We start from the raw sequence: 18,693 nt of genomic DNA on the forward strand, positions 1-18,693 counted from the left end.
CCCTCAGGAGTTCTCATGTCCATGTTCGACATCTCGGAACGCGCCCAGCAGCTGCAGAAGGACCTGCTGGAATTCATGGAGACGCACGTCTACCCGGCCGAAGCCGTGTACGAGGAGCAGATGCGTGCCTCCGGCAACCCGCACTTCCAGCCGCCGATCCTGGAGGAACTCAAAGCAGAGGCGAAGCAGCGGGGACTGTGGAACCTCTTCCACCCGCACCCCGGCACCGGCGCCGGACTGACCAACCTCGAGTACGCGCCGCTTGCCGAGATCATGGGCCGCAGCCACCTCGCGTCCGAGGCCTGCAACTGCAACGCCCCCGACACCGGCAACATGGAGGTGCTCGAACTCTTCGGCACCGAGGAGCACAGGGAGAAGTACCTGAAGCCGCTCCTGGACGGCACCATGGCGTCCGCGTTCGCGATGACCGAGCCGGCCGTCGCCAGCTCCGACGCGACCAACGTCGAGCTGTCGATGGTCAAGGACGGCGAGGAGTACGTCCTCAACGGCCGGAAGTGGTTCGCGTCCAACGCCCTGCACCAGAACTGCAAGGTCATGATCGTGATGGGCAAGACCGATCCCGCCGCGGCGCCGCACCGGCAGCAGTCGATGATGGTCGTGCCGATCGACGCCCCCGGCGTCACCGTGATGCGTGGTCTGCCCGTCTTCGGCTACCAGGACCGCGAGGGCCACGCCGAGATCGACTTCACCGACGTCCGGGTACCGGCCAAGGACGTGCTCAAGGGCGAGGGTGAGGGCTTCGCGATCAGCCAGGCCCGCCTCGGCCCGGGCCGCATCCACCACTGCATGCGCGCCATCGGCATGGCCGAACGTGCGCTGGAACTGATGTGCAAGCGCGCGCAGTCCCGGGTCACCTTCGGGAAGCCGGTCGCCGACAACGCCAACATCCAGGACTGGATCGCCGAGGCGCGCATCGACATCGAGATGATCCGGCTGCTCACCCTCAAGGCCGCCCACCTGATGGACACCGTCGGCAACAAGGAGGCACAGACCGAGATCGCCGCGATCAAGGTGGCCGCCCCGAACATCGCGCTGAAGATCGTCGACCGCGCCATCCAGGTGCACGGCGGCGGCGGCGTCACCGACGACTTCCCGCTCGCCATGGCGTACGCGCACCTGCGCACCCTGCGCCTGGCGGACGGGCCGGACGAGGTGCACAAGCGCGCCATCGCCCGCCGCGAACTGCGTCGGTACCGCGACCTGCGCCCGGAAGGCTTCTGATCCATGACGAACCAGGACCTGAGCGGCAAGACGGCGATCGTCACCGGCGCCTCCCGCGGCATCGGCCTGGCGGCCGCGCAGGCCCTCGCCTCGGCCGGTGCCAACGTCGTACTGACCTCACGGAAGCAGGAGGCGGCCGACGAGGCCGCGGCCTCGATCGTCGGCAATGCGATCGGTGTCGGCGCGCACGCGGTGGAGGAGGACCAGGCGCGGCGCTGCATCGAGGTGACCCTCGAAAGATTCGGCAGCGTCGACATTCTCGTCAACAACGCGGGCACCAATCCGGCGTTCGGCCCGATGATCGCGCAGGACCACGGCCGGTTCGCGAAGACCATGGACGTGAACCTCTGGGCGCCGTTGCTGTGGACGGGGCTCGCCGTCGAGGCGTGGATGGGCGAGCACGGGGGATCGGTGATCAACACGGCATCGATAGGCGGGCTCGGACACGAGGCCGACATCGGCCTGTACAACGTGTCGAAGGCCGCGCTGATCTACCTGACCAAGCAGCTGGCGCTGGAGCTGTCCCCGAGGATTCGGGTCAACGCGGTCGCACCCGGGGTGGTGCGCACGAAGCTGGCCGAGGCGTTGTGGAATGAACACGAGGAGCTGGTCGCGGCGTCGACCGCGCTCGCCCGCATCGGTGAGCCGGACGACATCGCCTCGGCGATCGCGTTTCTCGCCTCCGACGCGGCGTCGTGGATCACGGGGGAGACCATGGTGATCGATGGCGGCCAGCGCCTCGGGAATGCCGCGATGTACCGGAGCGGAGCGTCGCACGGTGTCTGACCCTGTGCGGGACGTCGCCGGGGTCGACCCGGCGGCTGTGACCCGCTGGTTCGGTGACCTCGGGATCGATGCCACCGGCCGGCTCACCTTCGACCGGATCGGCCTGGGCCAGTCCAACCTCACCTACCTGGTGCGCGACGAGAACGGGCGGCGCTGGGTCCTGCGCCGACCACCGCTGGGTCACCTGCTGGCCTCCGCACACGACGTGGCCAGGGAAGCCCGGATCATGTCCGCGCTCGCCGACACCGACGTGCCCGCACCGCGGATCCACGGTGTCGCACAGGATCCGGCGATCTCCGACGTGCCGCTGGTGCTGATGGAGTTCATCGACGGGCAGGTCGTCGACACCATGGAGATCGCCGAGTCGCTGACGCCGCAGCGGCGGCGCGAGATCGCGGTGTCGCTGCCACGGACCCTCGCGAAAATCCACGCCGTGGACCTGGAGGAGGTGGGCCTGTCGGATCTGGCCGGCCACAAGCCGTATGCGGCGCGCCAGCTCAAACGGTGGGCCGGTCAGTGGGAGCAGTCGAAGACGCGGGAGCTGCCCGAGCTCGACGACCTGACCCGCCGCCTGGTGGCGTCGGTGCCGGAGCAGACGGAGCTCTCGCTGGTGCACGGCGACTTCCACCTGCGGAACGTGATCGTCTCCCGCGACAACGGCGAGGTCCTCGGTGCACTGGACTGGGAGCTTTCCACCCTCGGAGATCCGTTGGCGGACATGGGTTCCATGCTCGCCTACTGGCCCGAACCGGGCGAGGACACCGGGGGCGATTTCCCGGCGTCGACACTCGCGGGTTTCCCGGACCGGGCCGAGATCGCCCGGATCTACCTCGACGAGACCGGTCGGGATCCGCAGGCGCTCGGGTTCTGGCACACCCTCGGTCTGTGGAAGGTGGCGATCATCGCCGAAGGCGTCATGCGCCGGGCGATGGACACCCCCGCGAACAAGGCGGCCGCCGGCACACCGACGGCGGCGCGGATCGACGCGCTCGTGCACAAGGCCCGCGAGATCGCTGACGCGGCAGGTATCCAGAGCAGTTCGAGATCCACCCACGCAATCTTCACGTAGGAGACACGACATGACTGAACGTAGGACCGCGATCGTCACCGGCGGCGCGCGGGGCATCGGCGCCGCCGTCGCGAAGAAGCTGGCCGCGGACGGCTGTGCCGTCGCGGTGGTCGACCTCGACGAGTCGGCGTGCGTCGGCACCGTCGACGCCATCGAGGCGGCGGGCGGTGCGGCACTGGCCGTCGGCGCGAACGTGGCCGACGAGGCGTCGGTCGAGGCCGCCGTCGAGCGGGTCGCCTCCGAGCTCGGGGCGCCGACCGTGCTGGTCAACAACGCCGGCATCACGCGGGACAACATGCTGTTCAAGATGACGGTCGAGGACTGGGACTCGGTGATGAACGTGCACCTGCGCGGCGCGTTCCTGATGACCCGTGCCACCCAGAAGTACATGGTGGAGGCCAAGTTCGGCCGCATCGTCAACCTGTCCAGCGTCTCGGCGCTCGGCAACCGCGGCCAGGTCAACTACTCGGCCGCCAAGGCCGGTGTGCAGGGCTTCACCAAGACCCTCGCGATCGAGCTGGGCCGCTACGGCGTCACCGCCAACGCGATCGCTCCCGGTTTCATCGAGACCGAGATGACCGCCGCCACCGCCGCGCGGGTGGGAGTCGACTTCGAGGACATGAAGAGGGCCGCCGCCGCGGAGATCCCGGTCGGCCGCGTCGGCCAGCCGGAGGACATCGCCAACACCGCCGCCTTCCTCGCCGGCGATGGCGCCGGTTTCGTGTCGGGTCAGGTCATCTACGTCGCCGGCGGACCGAGGGACTGACCCGGACCGCGCCGATCCGGCCTTCCGCCGAGTAGGTTCGATCCACCCCACCCACACCCGTCAGGAGAAACATCATGAAGGCATGGCGCGTCAACGAACTCGGCGAGCCACGCGACGTCCTGAAGCTCGAGGACGTCGCCGAACCGACCGCCGGCGACGGCCAGGTACTGGTGAGGGTGCTCGCCGCTCCGGCGAACTTCCCGGACGTGCTGCTGTGTCGCGGCGAGTACCAGGTCAAGCCGCCGCTGCCGTTCACACCGGGTGTCGAGTTGTGCGGCGAGGTCGTGGCCGTCGGCGCCGGCGTCACCCGTGCCGCGGTCGGTGACCGCGTGGTCGGTACGGCGACGTTGCCGGGCGGCGCGTTCGCCGAGTACGCGGTGATGGACCAGGCCTGCGTGTTCCCGGCGCCGCAGGCCCTCGACGATGCCGAGGCCGCGGCCCTGACCATCGGCTACCAGACGGCGTGGTTCGCGCTGCACCGCCGCACCCGGATCGTGGAGGGTGACCACCTGCTCGTGCACGCCGCCGCCGGTGGCGTGGGCAGCGCCGCCGTGCAGCTCGGCAAGGCCGCTGGTGCAAAGGTCATCGGCGTGGTCGGTGGGCCCGAGAAGGCCCGGTATGCCAAGGAACTCGGCGCGGACCTGGTTGTCGACCGGCGCTCCGAGGACTTCGTGGGGGCGGTCAAGAAGTTCACCGGCGGCCACGGCGCCGACATCGTCTTCGACCCGGTCGGCGGCGACGCCTACGCCGGTTCGACCAAGTGCATCGCATTCGAGGGCCGGATCGTGGTCATCGGGTTCGCCGGCGGCACCATCCCGCAACCGGCCCTGAACCACGCGCTGATCAAGAACTACTCGATCGTCGGCCTGCACTGGGGCCTGTACCAGGCGAAGAACCCGGCGATCATCGACGACTGCCACACCGAGCTGACCCGGCTCGCCGACGAGGGCCTGCTCAAGCCGCTGATCGGCGAGCGTCTGGCCCTCACCGACGTCGCCGACGGCGTCGCGCGGCTCGGCGACGGAAGCACCGTCGGTCGCCTGGTCTTCCAGCCCTGATCACGTCACCACACCACACGAAACGGAGTCCTCATGCCCGAAGCGGTCGCATCATGACCGGTCTGTTCGATGTCGTCGGCAAGACCGTCGTCGTCACCGGTGGCACCCGCGGCATCGGCCTGATGATCGCGAAGGGCTTCGCCGAAGCCGGTGCACGGGTGATCATCTCGTCCCGGAAGGCGGACGCGTGCGAGTCGGCGGCCGGCGAGCTGTCCGCGGCCGGCGACGTGGTCGCCCATCCCGCGGACCTGAGTACCGCGGAGGGCGTGGCGGACCTCGCCGCGTTCGTGGCGCGGACCTTCGACCGGGTGGACGTGCTGGTCAACAACGCGGGCGCCACCTGGGGAGCGCCGGTCGACGAATTCCCCGCCTCCGGGTTCGACAAGATCCTCGGACTCAACGTCACGTCGGTGTTCGCGTTGACGCAGGCGTTGCTGCCCCAGTTGCGGGTCGCGGCGAGCGCGGACGACCCGGCACGGGTGATCAACGTCGGGTCGATCGACGGGCTGGTGGTCTCGGGCACGGAGAACTTCTCGTACGGGGCGTCCAAGGCCGCGGTGCACATGCTCACCCGCAAGCTCGCGCAGACGCTGGCCGCCGAGCACATCACCGTCAACGCCGTTGCGCCGGGACCGTTCCCGTCGAAGATGACTGCCTTCCTCCTCGACGATCCCGAGTTGAAGTCGGCAGTGGAGGGCAGCGTCCCGCTGGGGCGTATCGGCACCCCGGAGGACATCGCGGGCACCGCGATCTTCCTGTCGTCGCGGGCCGGTGCCTACCTCACCGGGACGGTGATCCCGGTGGACGGAGGGCTCAGCGGTACCCGCTGACCACTACGGATCGGACCGCGTCGCCGCCCGGGCGGTTCCGGTGGTTCGTCCCCGTCAGGCGGTGAGCGTCGCGTGCAGGGCGACGATCGCGGTCGGGAGGTGCGCCAGGATCTCCTCGGCCGCGATGCCCTCCGCCCGCTGGGCGAGGATGGTGCCGTCGATCGTGCTCAGCGCGAAGCGCGAGAGTGTCAGTGCTACGGGATCGTCGGCGTCGAGCCCGAACGCCACGGAGCCGACACGGCACAGCAGTTCGATCGCGGTCGCCCGCACCCGGCGCACCACCTCGAGCGCCCGCTCGGCCTCGCCGGTCGGCGGCTGCATCGTCATCACCGTCACCAGGCGCAGGAAGTCGGGCTGGCGATCGAGTTCCGTGGTCAGCGCGCCGAGCATGACCCGAAGTCTTGCCTCGGGATCCTCGGGTAGTCCCGGATCTGCGTGCATGGCGGCAAGATCGGGCATGGCGGCGAAGAACCGTCGCGCGCCGCGTTCCATCACCCCGAGCAGCACCCCGTCCTTCGACCCGAAGTAGTGGTAGATCGAACTGAGGGGGATCGAGGCCTCGCTGACGAGCTGCGAGACCGACACGGCCTCGTAGCCGTGCTCGGCCATCAGCCGCTCGGCGGTGTCGAGCACGAGTTCCCGCGAGCGTGCCCCGCGCTTGTTCGGCTTGACGGATCGCTGCTCGCTCATGGGACAAGAGTATCGGGGCTGGTCGTGGGCTGATTATGGGTGTGTGACCACCTTTCCCCGTAGGCGGTTCACCAGCGGATCGAGGTCCTGGGGAAGCGAATCCGCACGCCATGCGACGTGGCTGTCGGCGCGGACGATCAGCAGCTTGTGCCGGAAGGCCGGATGCGGAAGAGGCTCGGTATCGACGACCTTCACGGGCAGCCTGCCGTCCTCGATCGCGGAGACATCGACGGTGCGATCGAAGCGGATGAGTGTGTAGTCCGGTCCGAGGAGATCGAGGATGCTCTCGGTACCGATGCGGAAATGTGGCAGTCGGCATCCCGGAACGGTAGAGGGGACGTGCTTGCCCATGTCGTACACCGGTGCGGGCTCGCCGTCGCCGACGATGATGGGTGAACTGTCGTAGTAGTAGCCGAAGTTGAGGCCCTCGGGCGACATCTGCGCGAGGTTGATTGCGAACAGCTTCCGGCCGAGGCGCCTGCGCAGCAGGCGCCCGACGAAATTCGGTGCGCTCAGGATCTTCGGTGCCGACCGCTCCGACATCGCGGCGGCGTTCTCCTCGAGCTTGGACATGGCGAAACGCGAGACCTGGTCGGTGATCGGAAGGCGCTCGGCCTCGTAGGCATCGATGATGGCCGGGTCGGCCCAGCCCTTGACAACTGCGCACAGCAGCCAGGAGAGGTTCATCGCGTCGGCAATACCCGCATTCATGCCGTAGCCCGCGAAGGGCACCCAGAGGTGTGCGGCATCACCGGCGATGAAGACACGACGGTCGCGGAATCGTTCGGCAACGAGCCGACGGCCAACCCAATCCTCGTGACGGACGACCTCGAAGGGGAAATCGGGTCCGACGCCCAGCACGTCGCGGATCGACCGGTCGGAGTCGAGCGCGCCGAAATCCTTCTCGCCGGCGGGCAGTGCGCGATGGACCAGCCACAGTTCCTCGCCGTCGATCGCGACGACATTTCCGCGGACCCTGTCGTTGACCACCCAGCTCATCCACGGGGCGCGGCGGTCGCCGAGCAGTCCCTTGATCTCCTTCGAACGCACCAGACTCGTGCGTGTGCGAGCGATTTCGGCGTCGCCGGCGAGTTTCACCCCCATCTCCTTACGGACCCGGCTCGACCCGCCGTCACAACCGGCGAGATAGGCAGCCCGAAGGTCGAAGGTGCGGTCCTCCTCGAGGGCACGGCACTCGACCGTCACTCCGTCGTCGTCCTGGTGGTAGCCGACGAGTTCGGTGCGCGGCAGGAAGCGCACATTGGGGAGCGAGGTCAACTTGCCGCGCAGGATCGGCTCGAGCCAGAGCTGACTCTCGCGCACCATGGACTCCGGTGTCGGCCAGTCGCTGTCGTGGAATCCGGGGAGGGCGCGCTCGGCGCGGGACGGCATGACGATCCGAGTCAGTTCGGGGCCGGCAAAGCTGGTGGTGTAGACGGTGTCGGTCGGATAGTCGTCGGGCAGGCCGGCCGCCCGCACCTGATCCGCGATCCCGAAACGTCGGAACGTCTCCATGGTGCGCGCGGCGACGGTGTTGCATTTCGCGTCCGGCGGAGCGTCCGCCCCGCGGGATTCGAGAACGACGACATCGACGCCGCGCATCGCGGCGTCGATGGCGAGACAGGTGCCGACGGGGCCGGCGCCTACGACGATGATGGACTTCTCCATGGTCAAACCCCTGTTGTCCGTTCTGGTTCTCGGTATGTTCGGGTTCTCGGTCAGCCCTGCGGCCCGTAATCCGCAATTCCGTTGCCGGACACGGCGGGCACCCATTCCTCGCGCTCGGTCAGCGATGCCAGCCCCCGGCGGAACTGTGCGAGCTTGTACGCGATGGTCTCGCCCTCACGCTTGTGGCCCCAGATGCTGAACCCCTGATGAGTTGTCGGTTCCCACGTGGACTCGTCGACGACGATCGGGTTCCAGCCCACTTCCCACTCGAACCCCGACGGCGTACCCGCGTAGAACGACAACTCCCGGTCGTTTGTGTGCTGGCCGATTTCCCACATCATCGGGAAGCCCAGCTCCGTCACCCGCTGGTACGTGGCGACCATCTCGTCGAGGGTTGTGACCTGCACGTTGACGTGCTGGATGCTGGTCCGGAGCGGGTCCATCGGCACGCCGCGCACCGACGCGATCGCGACCGAGTGGTGGCGTTCGTTGACCCGCAGGAACCTGGCCTTCAGCCGCACACCGCTCATCCGCTCGTCGATGTAGTCCGACAACCGGGCGTCGAAGACCGTGGTGAAGTAGGCGCGCATCTGCGTCGGCCTCGTCGACGTGATCGCGACATGACCCAGGCCCGCCTCGCCGGTGACGAAGCTCGACGTGGCGCGCAGCGGGGCAGCGCTCAGCCGGGCGGTGGTGAAGATCTCCTGCGCAATGCCTTTCGGCCCCGGGAACCGGAGCAGACGCTCGACACCGCGCAGCGCGCAGCCCTCCGCGTTGCCCTCGCGGATCGGCACGCCGGCCGCTGCCACCCGGGCCACGATGCGGTCGAAGGACTCGTGGTCGTCGACCTGCCAGCCGAACGCGGTCACGTCCTCCCCGGGGCCGCGACGCAGCAGGAACCGGCACTCGTGGTCGTCCATGCGAAAACGCATCGTGCGCGCGTCGAGGCCGTCGACGTGCATCCCGATCGCGTCCGCGCCGAACCGCCGCCAGTCCGAGAACTTCTCGGTCTCGATCACGACGTAACCGAGGTGGACGTTGCCGAAGACGGAGGCGGTCACGGACGCTCCTCGGTGAGGAAGGCGCGGGTGACGGCGTTGAACAGGTCGGAGCGTTCCCACTGCACCCAGTGCCCGGTGTTCGCCACCGAGAGCAGATCGCAGTTCGGCATGGTCTTCGCGAGGGTCGGGCCGCCGCTCGGCTTGTTCACCTTGTCCTCCGCACCCCAGACGACGAGCGTCGGCGTCGCCAGCGAGCGCAGTCGCTTGTCGCGCGTGAAATCCATGCGCACCATGGTCCGCAGAGCGGTCGGACCGGACGGCCGGCGCAGCGGCGGGTTGGCGACGACCTCGGGATCGATGCTCGCGGCGTAGCGCTCGTCGATCACCTCGTCGGGAAGAAGATGATCGTCGTACACGAGGTAGTCGCGAATGAACCGCTCGAGCTTCTCCCGCGACGGGCCGTCACCGCCGTAGTACCCGAGCAGGCACTGCAGCCCCGCCGTCGGAACCCCACGCGTGGTACCGATACCGCCGGGCCCCATCAGCACCATTCGGCGCACCCGCTCCGGGGTGTCCAGCGCGAGGCGCAGCGCGCAGGCGCCGCCGTAGGAGTTACCGACTAGATCGGCCTGCTCGAGGACGAGGACGTCCATGAGCCCGCGGATGCCGTCCGCCAGCGCCCGGAACGGATCGCCCTGGTCGATGCCCTTGTACGAGCGGCCGTAGCCGGGCAGGTCCGGCACGATCACCCGGAAGTCGGCCGCGAGAGCGGCGATGTTCCGCGAGTAGTTGGACACCCCGGACGCTCCCGGTCCGCCGCCGTGCAGCAGCAGCACGGTCGGCCCCGCGCCGGTCTCGGCGTAGAAGATCTCCTTACCGTCGGCCGTGGTGACGGTCCGCTCGGTCAGCTTCGCAGCGGTCATGCGTCTTCTCCGATCATGTGGTTCGTGGTGTGCGGGTGGACGCGCAAGCCCGGAGGGGGTGCGGGCAGATGCCCGGAAGAGCCTGCGGCATAGACGAATCCGTCGGGCCGAACCGCGAGGACGTCGGCGTCGTGATCGTGCATCCAGGTGGTGAGGGTGCCCGCCGCGTCGACCAGTCCGCCGCCCGAGACCGAGCCCGGTGGACGGATCTCGAGGGAGCGGACACCGACCGCGTCCCAGGACGGTTGCGGTCGCCGCGGACCCAGATGCAGGATCGTCCACTGCTGCCCGAGGATGTCGTCGAGGCGTTGCGGCCGGTCCTGCCCCGCCGCCGTGACCCACGGCTGGGGAATCTGCCGCCCGAGCGCGGCGCCCTTGCCGCCGGATCGGAATCCCTTCGGGTAGTGCGCCTCCGGGATCCACAGGTGCTCGATCGCGAAGTCGGTGAACCCGGGGATCTTCGACAGTGCACGCATCGTGTGGTTTCTCATCGTGGCCACCCACGGGCGGCGCTCGACGATCAGCCGGCCGGTGTTCACGGCCCGGCGGGTGACCTCCCGGACGTGCGGCATCCGCTCGGTCTGGTAGGTGTCGAGCACGGACTCGGGGAGCGAGCCGCGCAGCACTGCCTCGAGCTTCCAGCACAGGTTCGCCGCGTCGCGGACACCCGCGGACATGCCCTGGCCGATCCACGGCGGCATGGCGTGTGCGGCGTCGCCGGCGAGGAAGATCCGGCCGACGCGCCACCGGTCGGCGAAACGTACGTGGTGGCTGTAGACGACCGCGCGCAGGATCTTCACGTTCCGCTCGGTGATGCCCTGGCCGCGCAGGATCCGCCAGATCGCCGTGTCCGTGGACAGTTCCTTCTCGTCCTCGCCGTCGCGGACCGGGAACTCCCAGCGGTGATGGCCGAGCGGGGTGGGGCAGTCGACGGTGGGGCGGGCCGGGTTGCAGTGGAACCGGAGTCGGTCGTGTCCCGGCCACTCTTGGAGGACCTCCGTGTCGATCACCACCCAGCGTTCGCCGAATGTCCTGCCCTCGTAGCCGATGCCGAGCTGGCCACGGGTGGGGCTCGACCCGCCGTCCGCGGCGATCACGTAGCGGGCACGTTCACGCACGAAGGAATCGGTCTCGAGGTCCGCCAGCATCAGGGTCACGTCATCCGGGTTCTGGATCAGGCGCAGACACTCGTGGCCCAATCTGATCTCGACGTTGGGGAATCGGTCCACGCCGTCCCGGAGAATCTGCTCCATCGCGGGCTGGTAGATGAACTGCTGCGGGGCATGGCCGCAGCCATGGGAAACGGCCTGGACCTCGGAGAACGGCCGCCCAGCGGCGTCGACGAACGCCACCGTGCCGCCTTCGAGCATGTCCGCGTCGAGGCGGTCGGCGAGCCCGACCTGCTGCCAGATGCGCAGCACCTCCTCGTCGGTGGAGATCGCGCGTGCTCTCGCGTAGATGTCCGGATCTCGTTCGACGACAAGCACGTTCAGTCCTGCTTGTCCGAGGAGGTTGGCTGCGGTGACACCGGTGGGGCCGTATCCCACGATGGCGACGTCGTAGACGGGGTGCTCGCTCACGTCGAGGCTCTCATTTCGTAGTCCACACATTTGGAGTGATCGCTACAATAAGTTGTGGCCTGGGTAACGTCAAGGAGTCCGCCGACCCCGGTCGGGTGGGTGGGCACGACCGCCGGACCGCGCCGCCGAGTGCGGTGCGGGTCCGTGCCGGTGGTCGTGGAGGCTCAGCGAATCCCGTGCCAGAGTGCGCGCAGCTCGGGGCGGGGATCCTTCACGTGCTCGGCATCGCCGCCGAAGACGCGCACGGTGCGATCGGCGCCGTACGCGGGCCATCCCGGGTCGCCGGTGCGCACGAAGTCCACCCAGGCGCGGTGCATCTCGTCGGCGAGATCCTGCGGCGGGTGCGGCCCGGTCAGCGGCTCGAGGTCCGGTCCGTGCAGGGTGTCGAACACGAAACCGATCTCGAGCCCGTGGGTGGAGCCCAGTCGGCCGTCCAGCTGTGGAGTCCGCCAAGCGAATTCGTAGACGAAGGTGTCCGTGGCATGGGCGGAACGCGCCTCGGCCACCCGAATCGCGGGGATCCAGAACGTGCGGTCGCGCAGCACCGCGGCCAGCACCTCGCCCGGGGTCGCCCCGTGGCGGTCCTGCCGGTAGAGCGCCACCGCGGCATCCGGATCGAGGCCCAGTCCGGTCGCGGCGAGGGCGAGCACGTCCTCGTGCAGGAAGTCGGCGACGCCACTGGGCATCAGGAAGAGCGTGTGCTCGTCGGCGTTGCTGCCGACAAGCACGTCCACATCGGTTCCGGCGCCCGCGGCGAGGGCGTCGATCGGCCGGGTGGTGAGCACCTCGCCGTCCAGGCACGGCTCGAACGCCATCGAGTCGGTGGCGATCTCGTCCCACACCGCGGGGTTGGGTTCGCGGGCGATCCGCGCCGACACTGTCGCCTGCGCGTCGACCAGGTCCGCCGGAGCCACCGTCGAGAGGCCCACCAGGGTGGGTGGCACCGCGAGCAGGTCCGCGACCGCCGCCGTCACCTTCTTCGCGGTCTCGGCGGCCATCACGTGGTGGCCTGCGCCGCTCTGGGCAATCGCCCGGGTGAACAACCCGGCCGCGGCCGGTGCCGACAGCAGCGTGACCACGCTCATCCCGCCCGCGGACTCACCGGCGATCGTCACCCGGTCCGGGTCGCCTCCGAAACAACCGATGTTGTCCCGGACCCATCGCAGCGCCGCGATCTGGTCGAGCAGTCCGCGGTTCGCCGGGGCCCCGTCGATCAGCAGAAACCCCTCGGCTCCGAGTCGGTAATTAATTGTGACGCAGACAATTCCGTCGCGGGCGAACGCGCTGCCGTCGTAGGCGGGGACGGAGCCGGAGCCGTTGACGAAGGCGCCGCCGTGGATCCAGACGAGGACCGGGGCCCGGCCCTCGAGGCTCGGGGTCCACACATTCAGGTTCAGGAAGTCGTCGCCGGGGTGGTCCGGCTCGGGGAGCAGTCGATCGAGCGGGCTGGGGTAGGGGGGTTTGGGTGCGGTCGGCCCGAACTCGGTCGCCCGGCGAACCCCGTCCCAGTGGGGTGGGGGAGAGGGTGCGGCGAACCGGTGCTCGCCGACCGGCGGGGCGGCGTACGGCATGCCCTTGAACGAAACGACGCCGCCCTGTGAGGTGCCCAGCACGGTGCCCTGGGCGATCGCGACCAGTGGATCCACGGCTGCCTCCCGGTGTTCCGCAAAACATGGGGTTGTGGACCATCTTCCATCGGTGGAGGTCGCAGGTGAAGGGTTCGGCGCGCCCCGGTCGCGCCTGGTTGGATGGTCGCGGGTGCGGCGTCGGGCTCGTCGGGCGTCGGGTGAGTGAAGGAGTGCTGGCAACGTGGGACCGGATCCGATCGCGGAGCTCGAGGTCGAGCTGGTGGACATGTGGCGCCGTGGCAGCGTCAGCTCCAGGGAGCGGGCGCACGAGATCGACCCGAAGCTCGATCCGGCCTGCTACCCCCTGCTGATGCTGCTGACCCGGAACGACGACGCGGTACCGATGGCGACGTTGATCGCCACGCTCGGCCTGGAGAAGTCCACGCTCAGCCGGCAGATCGACGCGCTGACCCGGTTGAGCCTGGTGCGCCGGATCCCGGACCCGTCCGACGCGCGCGCGAAGCTGGTCGAGTTGACCGCCGACGGCCGGGCGCGGCTCGTTGCTCAGCGGGACGAGCGGGTGGCGCAGTGGCGGCGGACGCTGGGCCGGTGGGACCCTGCCGACCTGCGGATGCTGTCGGCCCTGCTGCGCAGGCTCGGCAACGAGGTGGGGTGAGGGTCACACCCCAGATAGTTGCTGGATGCAATCAACTGGGTTTATGGTTGCAACCATCAACTAATGGAGGGTGAGATGGTCAGTCCGGAGTCCGCGTCGAATCTGATCGAGTCGATGCGTGGTCTGGTCCGGCAAGCCCGCACCGTCGCGGCCCGGGGTTCGCATCGTGGAATGCTGCCGCCGCCACTGGGGGCTCTGCTGGCGCACATCGCCTGCGCGGAGGGCAACCGTCCGAGCATGCTGGCGGAGGATCTGCGGGTCACGCAGTCCGCGCTCAGCAGGCAGATCGCGCACGCCGAGTCGCTGGGATACGTGGTGCGCACCCCCGATCCGCTCGACGGCAGGGCCTCCCTGCTGACGCTGTCGGAGGAGGGAGCCAACGCCCTGCAGGTGCACCGAGAGGTCATGCTCGAGTGGGCCCGGTCGGCGATGGCCGACTGGACCGACGAGGAGGTCGACGACCTCACCGCTCGCCTGGAGCGCCTTCGCGGCGCGGTCGGCTCCGTTCCGAGCCCGGTGACCGGCGCGCACTGATCCGCGCGCATCGTCTTCCGCGGCCGGCGCCCGACGTCGGCCGCACTTGTTTTCCGCGCGTACCGCGTGGATCTATTTCTCAAAAGGAGTGAACATGAGTTCGTCGACGTCTCCGGACAGTCCACCAGCTCTCGACAACGAGTCGGTGGGCGGGATGACGCACAAGCAGAAGATGGAGGCCCTCATCGGCCTTCTGCTCGGCATGTTCGTCGCCTTCCTGTCGTCGACGATCGTCTCGAACGCGCTGCCCACGATCATCACCGAGTTGCACGGTACCCAGGACCAGTACACCTGGGTCGTCACCGCGACGCTGCTGGCCTCGACCGCGACCACTCCGATCTGGGGCAAGTTCGCCGACCTCGTCAGCAAGAAGCTGCTGATCCAGCTGTCGCTGCTGCTGTTCACCCTCGGCTCGGTCCTCGCCGGCCTCTCGTCGAGCGTGCCGATGCTGATCGGCTTCCGTGTCATCCAGGGCCTGGGCCTCGGTGGCCTGCAGGCGCTCGGCATGATCATCATCGCCGCGATGTTCAGCCCGCGTGAGCGCGGCCGCTACCAGGGACCGATGGCCGCGGTGATGGCCGTCGCGACCGTCGCCGGACCGCTGATCGGCGGCGTGATCGTCGACACCAGCTGGCTCGGCTGGCGCTGGTGCTTCTTCGTCGGTGCACCCCTCGCCGTGATCGCGCTCGTCGTCATCGGCCGCACGCTGAACCTGCCCGTCGTCAAGCGGGAGGTGAAGATCGACTACGTCGGTGCCACCCTGATCGCCGCGGGCGTGAGCGTGCTGCTCATCTGGGTCACCCTGGCCGGCAAGAACTTCGCCTGGGCCTCGGCCACCTCCTACGAGCTCGTCGCCGCCGGCGTCGTGCTGCTCGGCCTGGCGATCTTCGCCGAGACCAAGGCCAAGGATCCGGTCGTCCCGCTGCGCCTGTTCCGGGACCGCACCATGACGCTGGCCACCCTCGCCAGCATCGCCGTCGGTGTCGCGATGTTCGGTGGCGCCGTGTTCCTCGGCCAGTACTTCCAGATCGCGCGTGGTTACTCGCCGACCGCGGCCGGTCTGCTGACCCTGCCGATGGTGATCGGGTCGATGCTCTCGGCGACGATCTCCGGCTCGCTGATCACCAAGTTCGGCAAGTGGAAGCGCTTCCTGATCGTCGGTGCGATCGGCATGGCCGCCGGCTTCCTGCTGCTGTCGACCACCGACCACGAGACCAACATGGTGCTGATCGGGGTTTACCTGTTCATTCTCGGCGCCGGCATGGGCATGACCATGCAGAACCTGGTTCTGCCGGTGCAGAACAACGTCGCGCCGACGGACCTCGGTTCGGCCACCGCCACCGTGGCGTTCTTCCGTTCGCTCGGCGGTGCGGCCGGCGTCTCGGTGCTCGGCGCGGTCCTGTCCACGCACGTGTCGGACCTGATCGCCAAGGGTCTCGTCGCGGCCGGTGTCGACATGAGCCAGGCCGGCGGCTCCGGGGCCGGGCTGTCCAACCTCAAGGAGCTGCCCGCACCGATCTCCGCGATCGTGCGTGGCGCCTACGGTGACGCGACCGCCCGGGTGTTCCTGATCTCCGGCATCCTCGCTCTGCTCAGCCTCGTCGCGATCGCGTTCCTCAAGGAGGTCGCGCTCAAGACCCACAGCGGCATCGAGCAGCTCGAGGCCGAGCGGGCCGCGCAGGGTGCGGCCGACGTCCTGTCCGTCGGCGGTGCCGACGCCGAGCTGATCTCCGAGATCGACGAGCTCGAGGACCGGGCCGACTACGAGAGCCGAGCCGGACGGCACGCCAAGAGCTGACCGACTTCTCACGTGACGAAGTGTGGGACCCCTCCCGGATGTCGAGAGGGGTCCCACACTCGTCTGTCTGGCTATGTTGGGTGCCATGACGACGCCCACCCCGACCCGCACCCGCCGACGCGCGCTCGTGTGGACCGCCGCCGCCGTCTCACTCCTCGCAGTGCTCGTCGTGGGCGTGCTGTGGGCGGTGCCCAGCCGCTACCTGCCGTGGGACACCAGCGGCTTCCCCGACGTGGACCGCGGCGCGCTGTCCGCGCAGCAGGTCGCGGTCGTGGACCTGCTCGAGGCCGAACACGACGCCCAGCGGCCGGGGACGTTCTACTCCGAGGGTGTGAAGGAGCCGTGGTGCGCGGACTTCGTCAGCTGGATCATGCGGGAGGCGGGGCAGCCGCTGTCGAACCCGAACTCCGGGCACTGGCGCATCCCCGGCGTGTACACGCTGCAGGAGTACTACCAGTCCGAGGACCGGTTCGAGCCGGTCGGGGGCGGCTACCGTCCCGTCGTCGGTGACGTCGTGCTCTACGACAACTCCAGTTGGGTGGGCCAGCACACCAATGTCGTCGTCGCCGTCGACGGGGACACCGCGACCACCGTCGGCGGAAACGAGTTCGGCAAGATCCGCGTCCACACGGTCGACTGGGCGGAGGACTCCGCGGTGGTGGGATTCGGGCGCCTGGCGTGAGCCCGGGCCAGGCATGATCGGTCCGCGCCGGGGGTAATCACGTCAGTGTTCGCGCTGCCGGACGGCGGCGTCGGATCCCGACAACCCAGGGGCGGATCATGACCGAGAATGCCGTCAATCGTGCGGTCGACAGGGCCACCGACAGCACCGCCTTCGAACGGGCGGCGCGTGGCGGGCACGTGATGAGCGGGTTCGTGCACCTACTGATCGGGTACGTCGTCGTCCGGCTGGCGTTCGGTGGCGGCGGCACCGCCGACCAGTCGGGGGCACTGGGCACGCTGGCCTCGACCGCGGGCGGCGCGATCGTGCTCTGGATCGGTGTTGTCGTCTTCGTCGCGATGGGACTGTGGCGTCTCGCGGAAACCGTGATCGGGCCGCACGCGACCGAGACCACGCCGCGGGAGGGTGCCTCGTTCTTCGACCGGGCCAAGGCATTCGGACTGGCAGTCGTCTACTTCGCGTTCGCGTACTCCGCATTCCGGTTCGCGCTGGGAAGCGGCAAATCCAGCGGGGAACAGAACGCGGGCCTGAGTGCCCGCCTCATGGAGTCGGATGGCGGAAAGGCGGTGCTGGTCGTGGTGGGGCTGATCGCGATCGCGATCGGGGGCTATCACGTGTACAAGGGAGCGTCGAAGAACTTCCTCGACGACCTGAGGACGCCGGGTGGGGCGGCCGTCGAACTGCTCGGGGTCGTCGGCTACGTCGCCAAGGGGCTCGTCATCGTCGGCGCCGGGATCCTGGTGATCGTCGCGACGCTGCGGTCGGACCCGTCCAGGGCCACCGGCATCGACGGCGCGGTGAAGACCTTGGGTGAGGCTCCGTTCGGTCAGTTCCTGCTGGTGGCGGCGGGGGTCGGGATCGCGTCGTACGGGCTGTACAGCTTCGTCATGGCCCGCTACGCCCGGATGTGACGCGGTGGTGTCGCGCCGACGGTCCCCCTACAGGTCCGCTTCCGCCAGCGCGTCGTCGATCGCGTCGCGGACCTCGTCGGTGGTCTTCCCGGACGCGAGTTCGCGGGCGGTGAGCTCCTCGATCCGAGGCTGCACGCGGGCGTACCGGGCGAGCCATCGCTCTTTGTCCGCCTGCCAGTAGCCCATCACGTGGTAGCGGTCCGGCGCCCATCCGAGCGTGCGGCGCAGGTGGGCGCGGATCCGTCGGGACGTGGTCGTTTCGCCGCACGACCACAGGTACGCCACCGAGTCGAGCCCGTCGAGACCGATGAGCGCGTCGAGGAGGACGTCGGGGGAGCGGCCGTCGTCGGTGCTCGTCAGCCAGGTCACCGTGACGTCGGCCTCCGTGTGCCATTCCTGCCGGTCCCCGTCGTCGGGGATCTCGGCGACGACACGGGCAGTGACGCCGGCAGGGAGCGATTCGACGATTCGGCCCGCGGCGGGCAGTGCGGTCAGGTCGGCGAGCAGGAGCAGGTGCCGGGCGCCGGGCGGTGGACGCCACCACCCCTTCGCTGACGACAGGTGCACCGCGTCGCCGGGCGCGGCGGACCGGGCCCATTCGGCGGCGGCGCCTCCCGCGTGGACCGCGAAATCGACGTCGAGGAGGTGCCGGACCGGATCCCACCCGCGCACGGAGTAACTCCGGCGGTGGTCGTGGCCCGCGGCTCCGGCTCCGAAGGCGATCAGGACCCGCTCGTCGGGCTCCCCGCCGGTGGTGAATCCGGTCGCTGCGGCGACGGTGAACCGGATCCGCCGCAGGTTGGGTGAGAGGGGCGTCACGTCGGCGACGGTGGCCGGGTGCCGGGGGTCGTCGCGGGTCGTCACGGGCTCACCCTAGGACGACCAGGCACATCGCAGCGAACACCGTGGTG

Annotated in this window: 18 protein-coding genes; 11 read left to right on the forward strand and 7 right to left on the reverse strand. The window is 69.1% G+C overall.

What is annotated here, in order from left to right:
• Positions 1-15 precede the first annotated feature (15 nt).
• From ACWEPG_RS20150 to ACWEPG_RS20175, 6 genes are all read left to right on the forward strand, one after another.
• Complete coding sequence (locus ACWEPG_RS20150; RefSeq protein WP_450112682.1) at positions 16-1,242, forward strand: acyl-CoA dehydrogenase family protein; 1,227 nt, start codon at positions 16-18, stop codon at positions 1,240-1,242.
• A gap of 3 nt (positions 1,243-1,245) precedes the next feature.
• The gene (locus ACWEPG_RS20155; RefSeq protein ID WP_452595116.1) at positions 1,246-2,028 is read left to right on the forward strand and encodes an SDR family oxidoreductase; all 783 of its coding nucleotides are present in this window, start codon (positions 1,246-1,248) and stop codon (positions 2,026-2,028) included.
• Positions 1,988-3,097 (forward strand): phosphotransferase family protein, encoded by a 1,110-nt coding sequence (locus ACWEPG_RS20160; RefSeq protein WP_452595190.1) that lies wholly within the window; start codon positions 1,988-1,990, stop codon positions 3,095-3,097. Before ACWEPG_RS20155 ends, ACWEPG_RS20160 begins: the two co-directional genes overlap by 41 nt.
• A 10-nt stretch (positions 3,098-3,107) precedes the next feature.
• Positions 3,108-3,863 carry a 3-oxoacyl-ACP reductase FabG gene (gene fabG, locus ACWEPG_RS20165; protein ID WP_452595117.1) on the forward strand — a complete coding sequence of 252 codons (756 nt, stop codon included), beginning with the start codon at positions 3,108-3,110 and terminating at the stop codon, positions 3,861-3,863.
• Between the two features lie 74 nt (positions 3,864-3,937).
• Positions 3,938-4,921: an NADPH:quinone oxidoreductase family protein gene (locus ACWEPG_RS20170; RefSeq protein WP_452595118.1), complete on the forward strand. Its 984-nt coding sequence runs from the start codon at positions 3,938-3,940 to the stop codon at positions 4,919-4,921.
• Positions 4,922-4,974: 53 nt separating this feature from the next.
• Positions 4,975-5,751 (forward strand): SDR family oxidoreductase, encoded by a 777-nt coding sequence (locus ACWEPG_RS20175; RefSeq protein WP_450112687.1) that lies wholly within the window; start codon positions 4,975-4,977, stop codon positions 5,749-5,751.
• Positions 5,752-5,805: 54 nt separating this feature from the next.
• Here ACWEPG_RS20175 and ACWEPG_RS20180 read toward each other — a convergent pair whose 3' ends face one another.
• From ACWEPG_RS20180 to ACWEPG_RS20205, 6 genes are all read right to left on the reverse strand, one after another.
• A complete protein-coding gene (locus ACWEPG_RS20180) occupies positions 5,806-6,441 on the reverse strand; it encodes a TetR/AcrR family transcriptional regulator (protein ID WP_452595119.1) in 636 nt (211 codons plus the stop codon).
• Positions 6,442-6,474: 33 nt separating this feature from the next.
• A complete protein-coding gene (locus tag ACWEPG_RS20185) occupies positions 6,475-8,109 on the reverse strand; it encodes an FAD-dependent monooxygenase (RefSeq protein WP_452595120.1) in 1,635 nt (544 codons plus the stop codon).
• A 50-nt stretch (positions 8,110-8,159) separates the two neighbouring features.
• Complete coding sequence (locus ACWEPG_RS20190) at positions 8,160-9,170, reverse strand: VOC family protein (RefSeq protein WP_452595121.1); 1,011 nt, start codon at positions 9,168-9,170, stop codon at positions 8,160-8,162.
• On the reverse strand, positions 9,167-10,033 hold the full coding sequence (locus ACWEPG_RS20195; protein ID WP_452595122.1) for an alpha/beta fold hydrolase: 867 nt from the start codon (positions 10,031-10,033) through the stop codon (positions 9,167-9,169). Before ACWEPG_RS20195 ends, ACWEPG_RS20190 begins: the two co-directional genes overlap by 4 nt.
• Positions 10,030-11,613: a bifunctional 3-(3-hydroxy-phenyl)propionate/3-hydroxycinnamic acid hydroxylase gene (locus tag ACWEPG_RS20200; RefSeq protein WP_452595123.1), complete on the reverse strand. Its 1,584-nt coding sequence runs from the start codon at positions 11,611-11,613 to the stop codon at positions 10,030-10,032. Before ACWEPG_RS20200 ends, ACWEPG_RS20195 begins: the two co-directional genes overlap by 4 nt.
• Positions 11,614-11,777: 164 nt before the next feature.
• Entirely contained in the window at positions 11,778-13,259 is a 1,482-nt protein-coding gene (locus ACWEPG_RS20205; protein ID WP_452595124.1) for a carboxylesterase/lipase family protein, read from the reverse strand.
• A 163-nt stretch (positions 13,260-13,422) separates the two neighbouring features.
• Between ACWEPG_RS20205 and ACWEPG_RS20210 the strand changes: the two genes are divergently transcribed.
• From ACWEPG_RS20210 to ACWEPG_RS20230, 5 genes are all read left to right on the forward strand, one after another.
• Positions 13,423-13,857 (forward strand): MarR family winged helix-turn-helix transcriptional regulator, encoded by a 435-nt coding sequence (locus ACWEPG_RS20210; protein WP_452595125.1) that lies wholly within the window; start codon positions 13,423-13,425, stop codon positions 13,855-13,857.
• 75 nt (positions 13,858-13,932) lie between these two features.
• Positions 13,933-14,391, forward strand: coding sequence for a MarR family winged helix-turn-helix transcriptional regulator (locus ACWEPG_RS20215; protein ID WP_452595126.1), 459 nt, complete (start codon positions 13,933-13,935; stop codon positions 14,389-14,391).
• Positions 14,392-14,545: 154 nt separating this feature from the next.
• Entirely contained in the window at positions 14,546-16,189 is a 1,644-nt protein-coding gene (locus ACWEPG_RS20220) for a DHA2 family efflux MFS transporter permease subunit (protein ID WP_452595191.1), read from the forward strand.
• 85 nt (positions 16,190-16,274) lie between these two features.
• The gene (locus ACWEPG_RS20225; RefSeq protein ID WP_452595127.1) at positions 16,275-16,871 is read left to right on the forward strand and encodes a CHAP domain-containing protein; all 597 of its coding nucleotides are present in this window, start codon (positions 16,275-16,277) and stop codon (positions 16,869-16,871) included.
• Between the two features lie 98 nt (positions 16,872-16,969).
• A complete protein-coding gene (locus ACWEPG_RS20230) occupies positions 16,970-17,782 on the forward strand; it encodes a DUF1206 domain-containing protein (RefSeq protein WP_452595128.1) in 813 nt (270 codons plus the stop codon).
• 27 nt (positions 17,783-17,809) lie between these two features.
• On the opposite strand, the gene ACWEPG_RS20235 is transcribed toward ACWEPG_RS20230, so the two are convergent.
• Entirely contained in the window at positions 17,810-18,646 is an 837-nt protein-coding gene (locus tag ACWEPG_RS20235) for a siderophore-interacting protein (RefSeq protein WP_452595129.1), read from the reverse strand.
• Between the last annotated feature and the right edge of the window lie 47 nt (positions 18,647-18,693).

The sequence above is a fragment of the Rhodococcus sp. NPDC004095 genome (assembly GCF_053604015.1).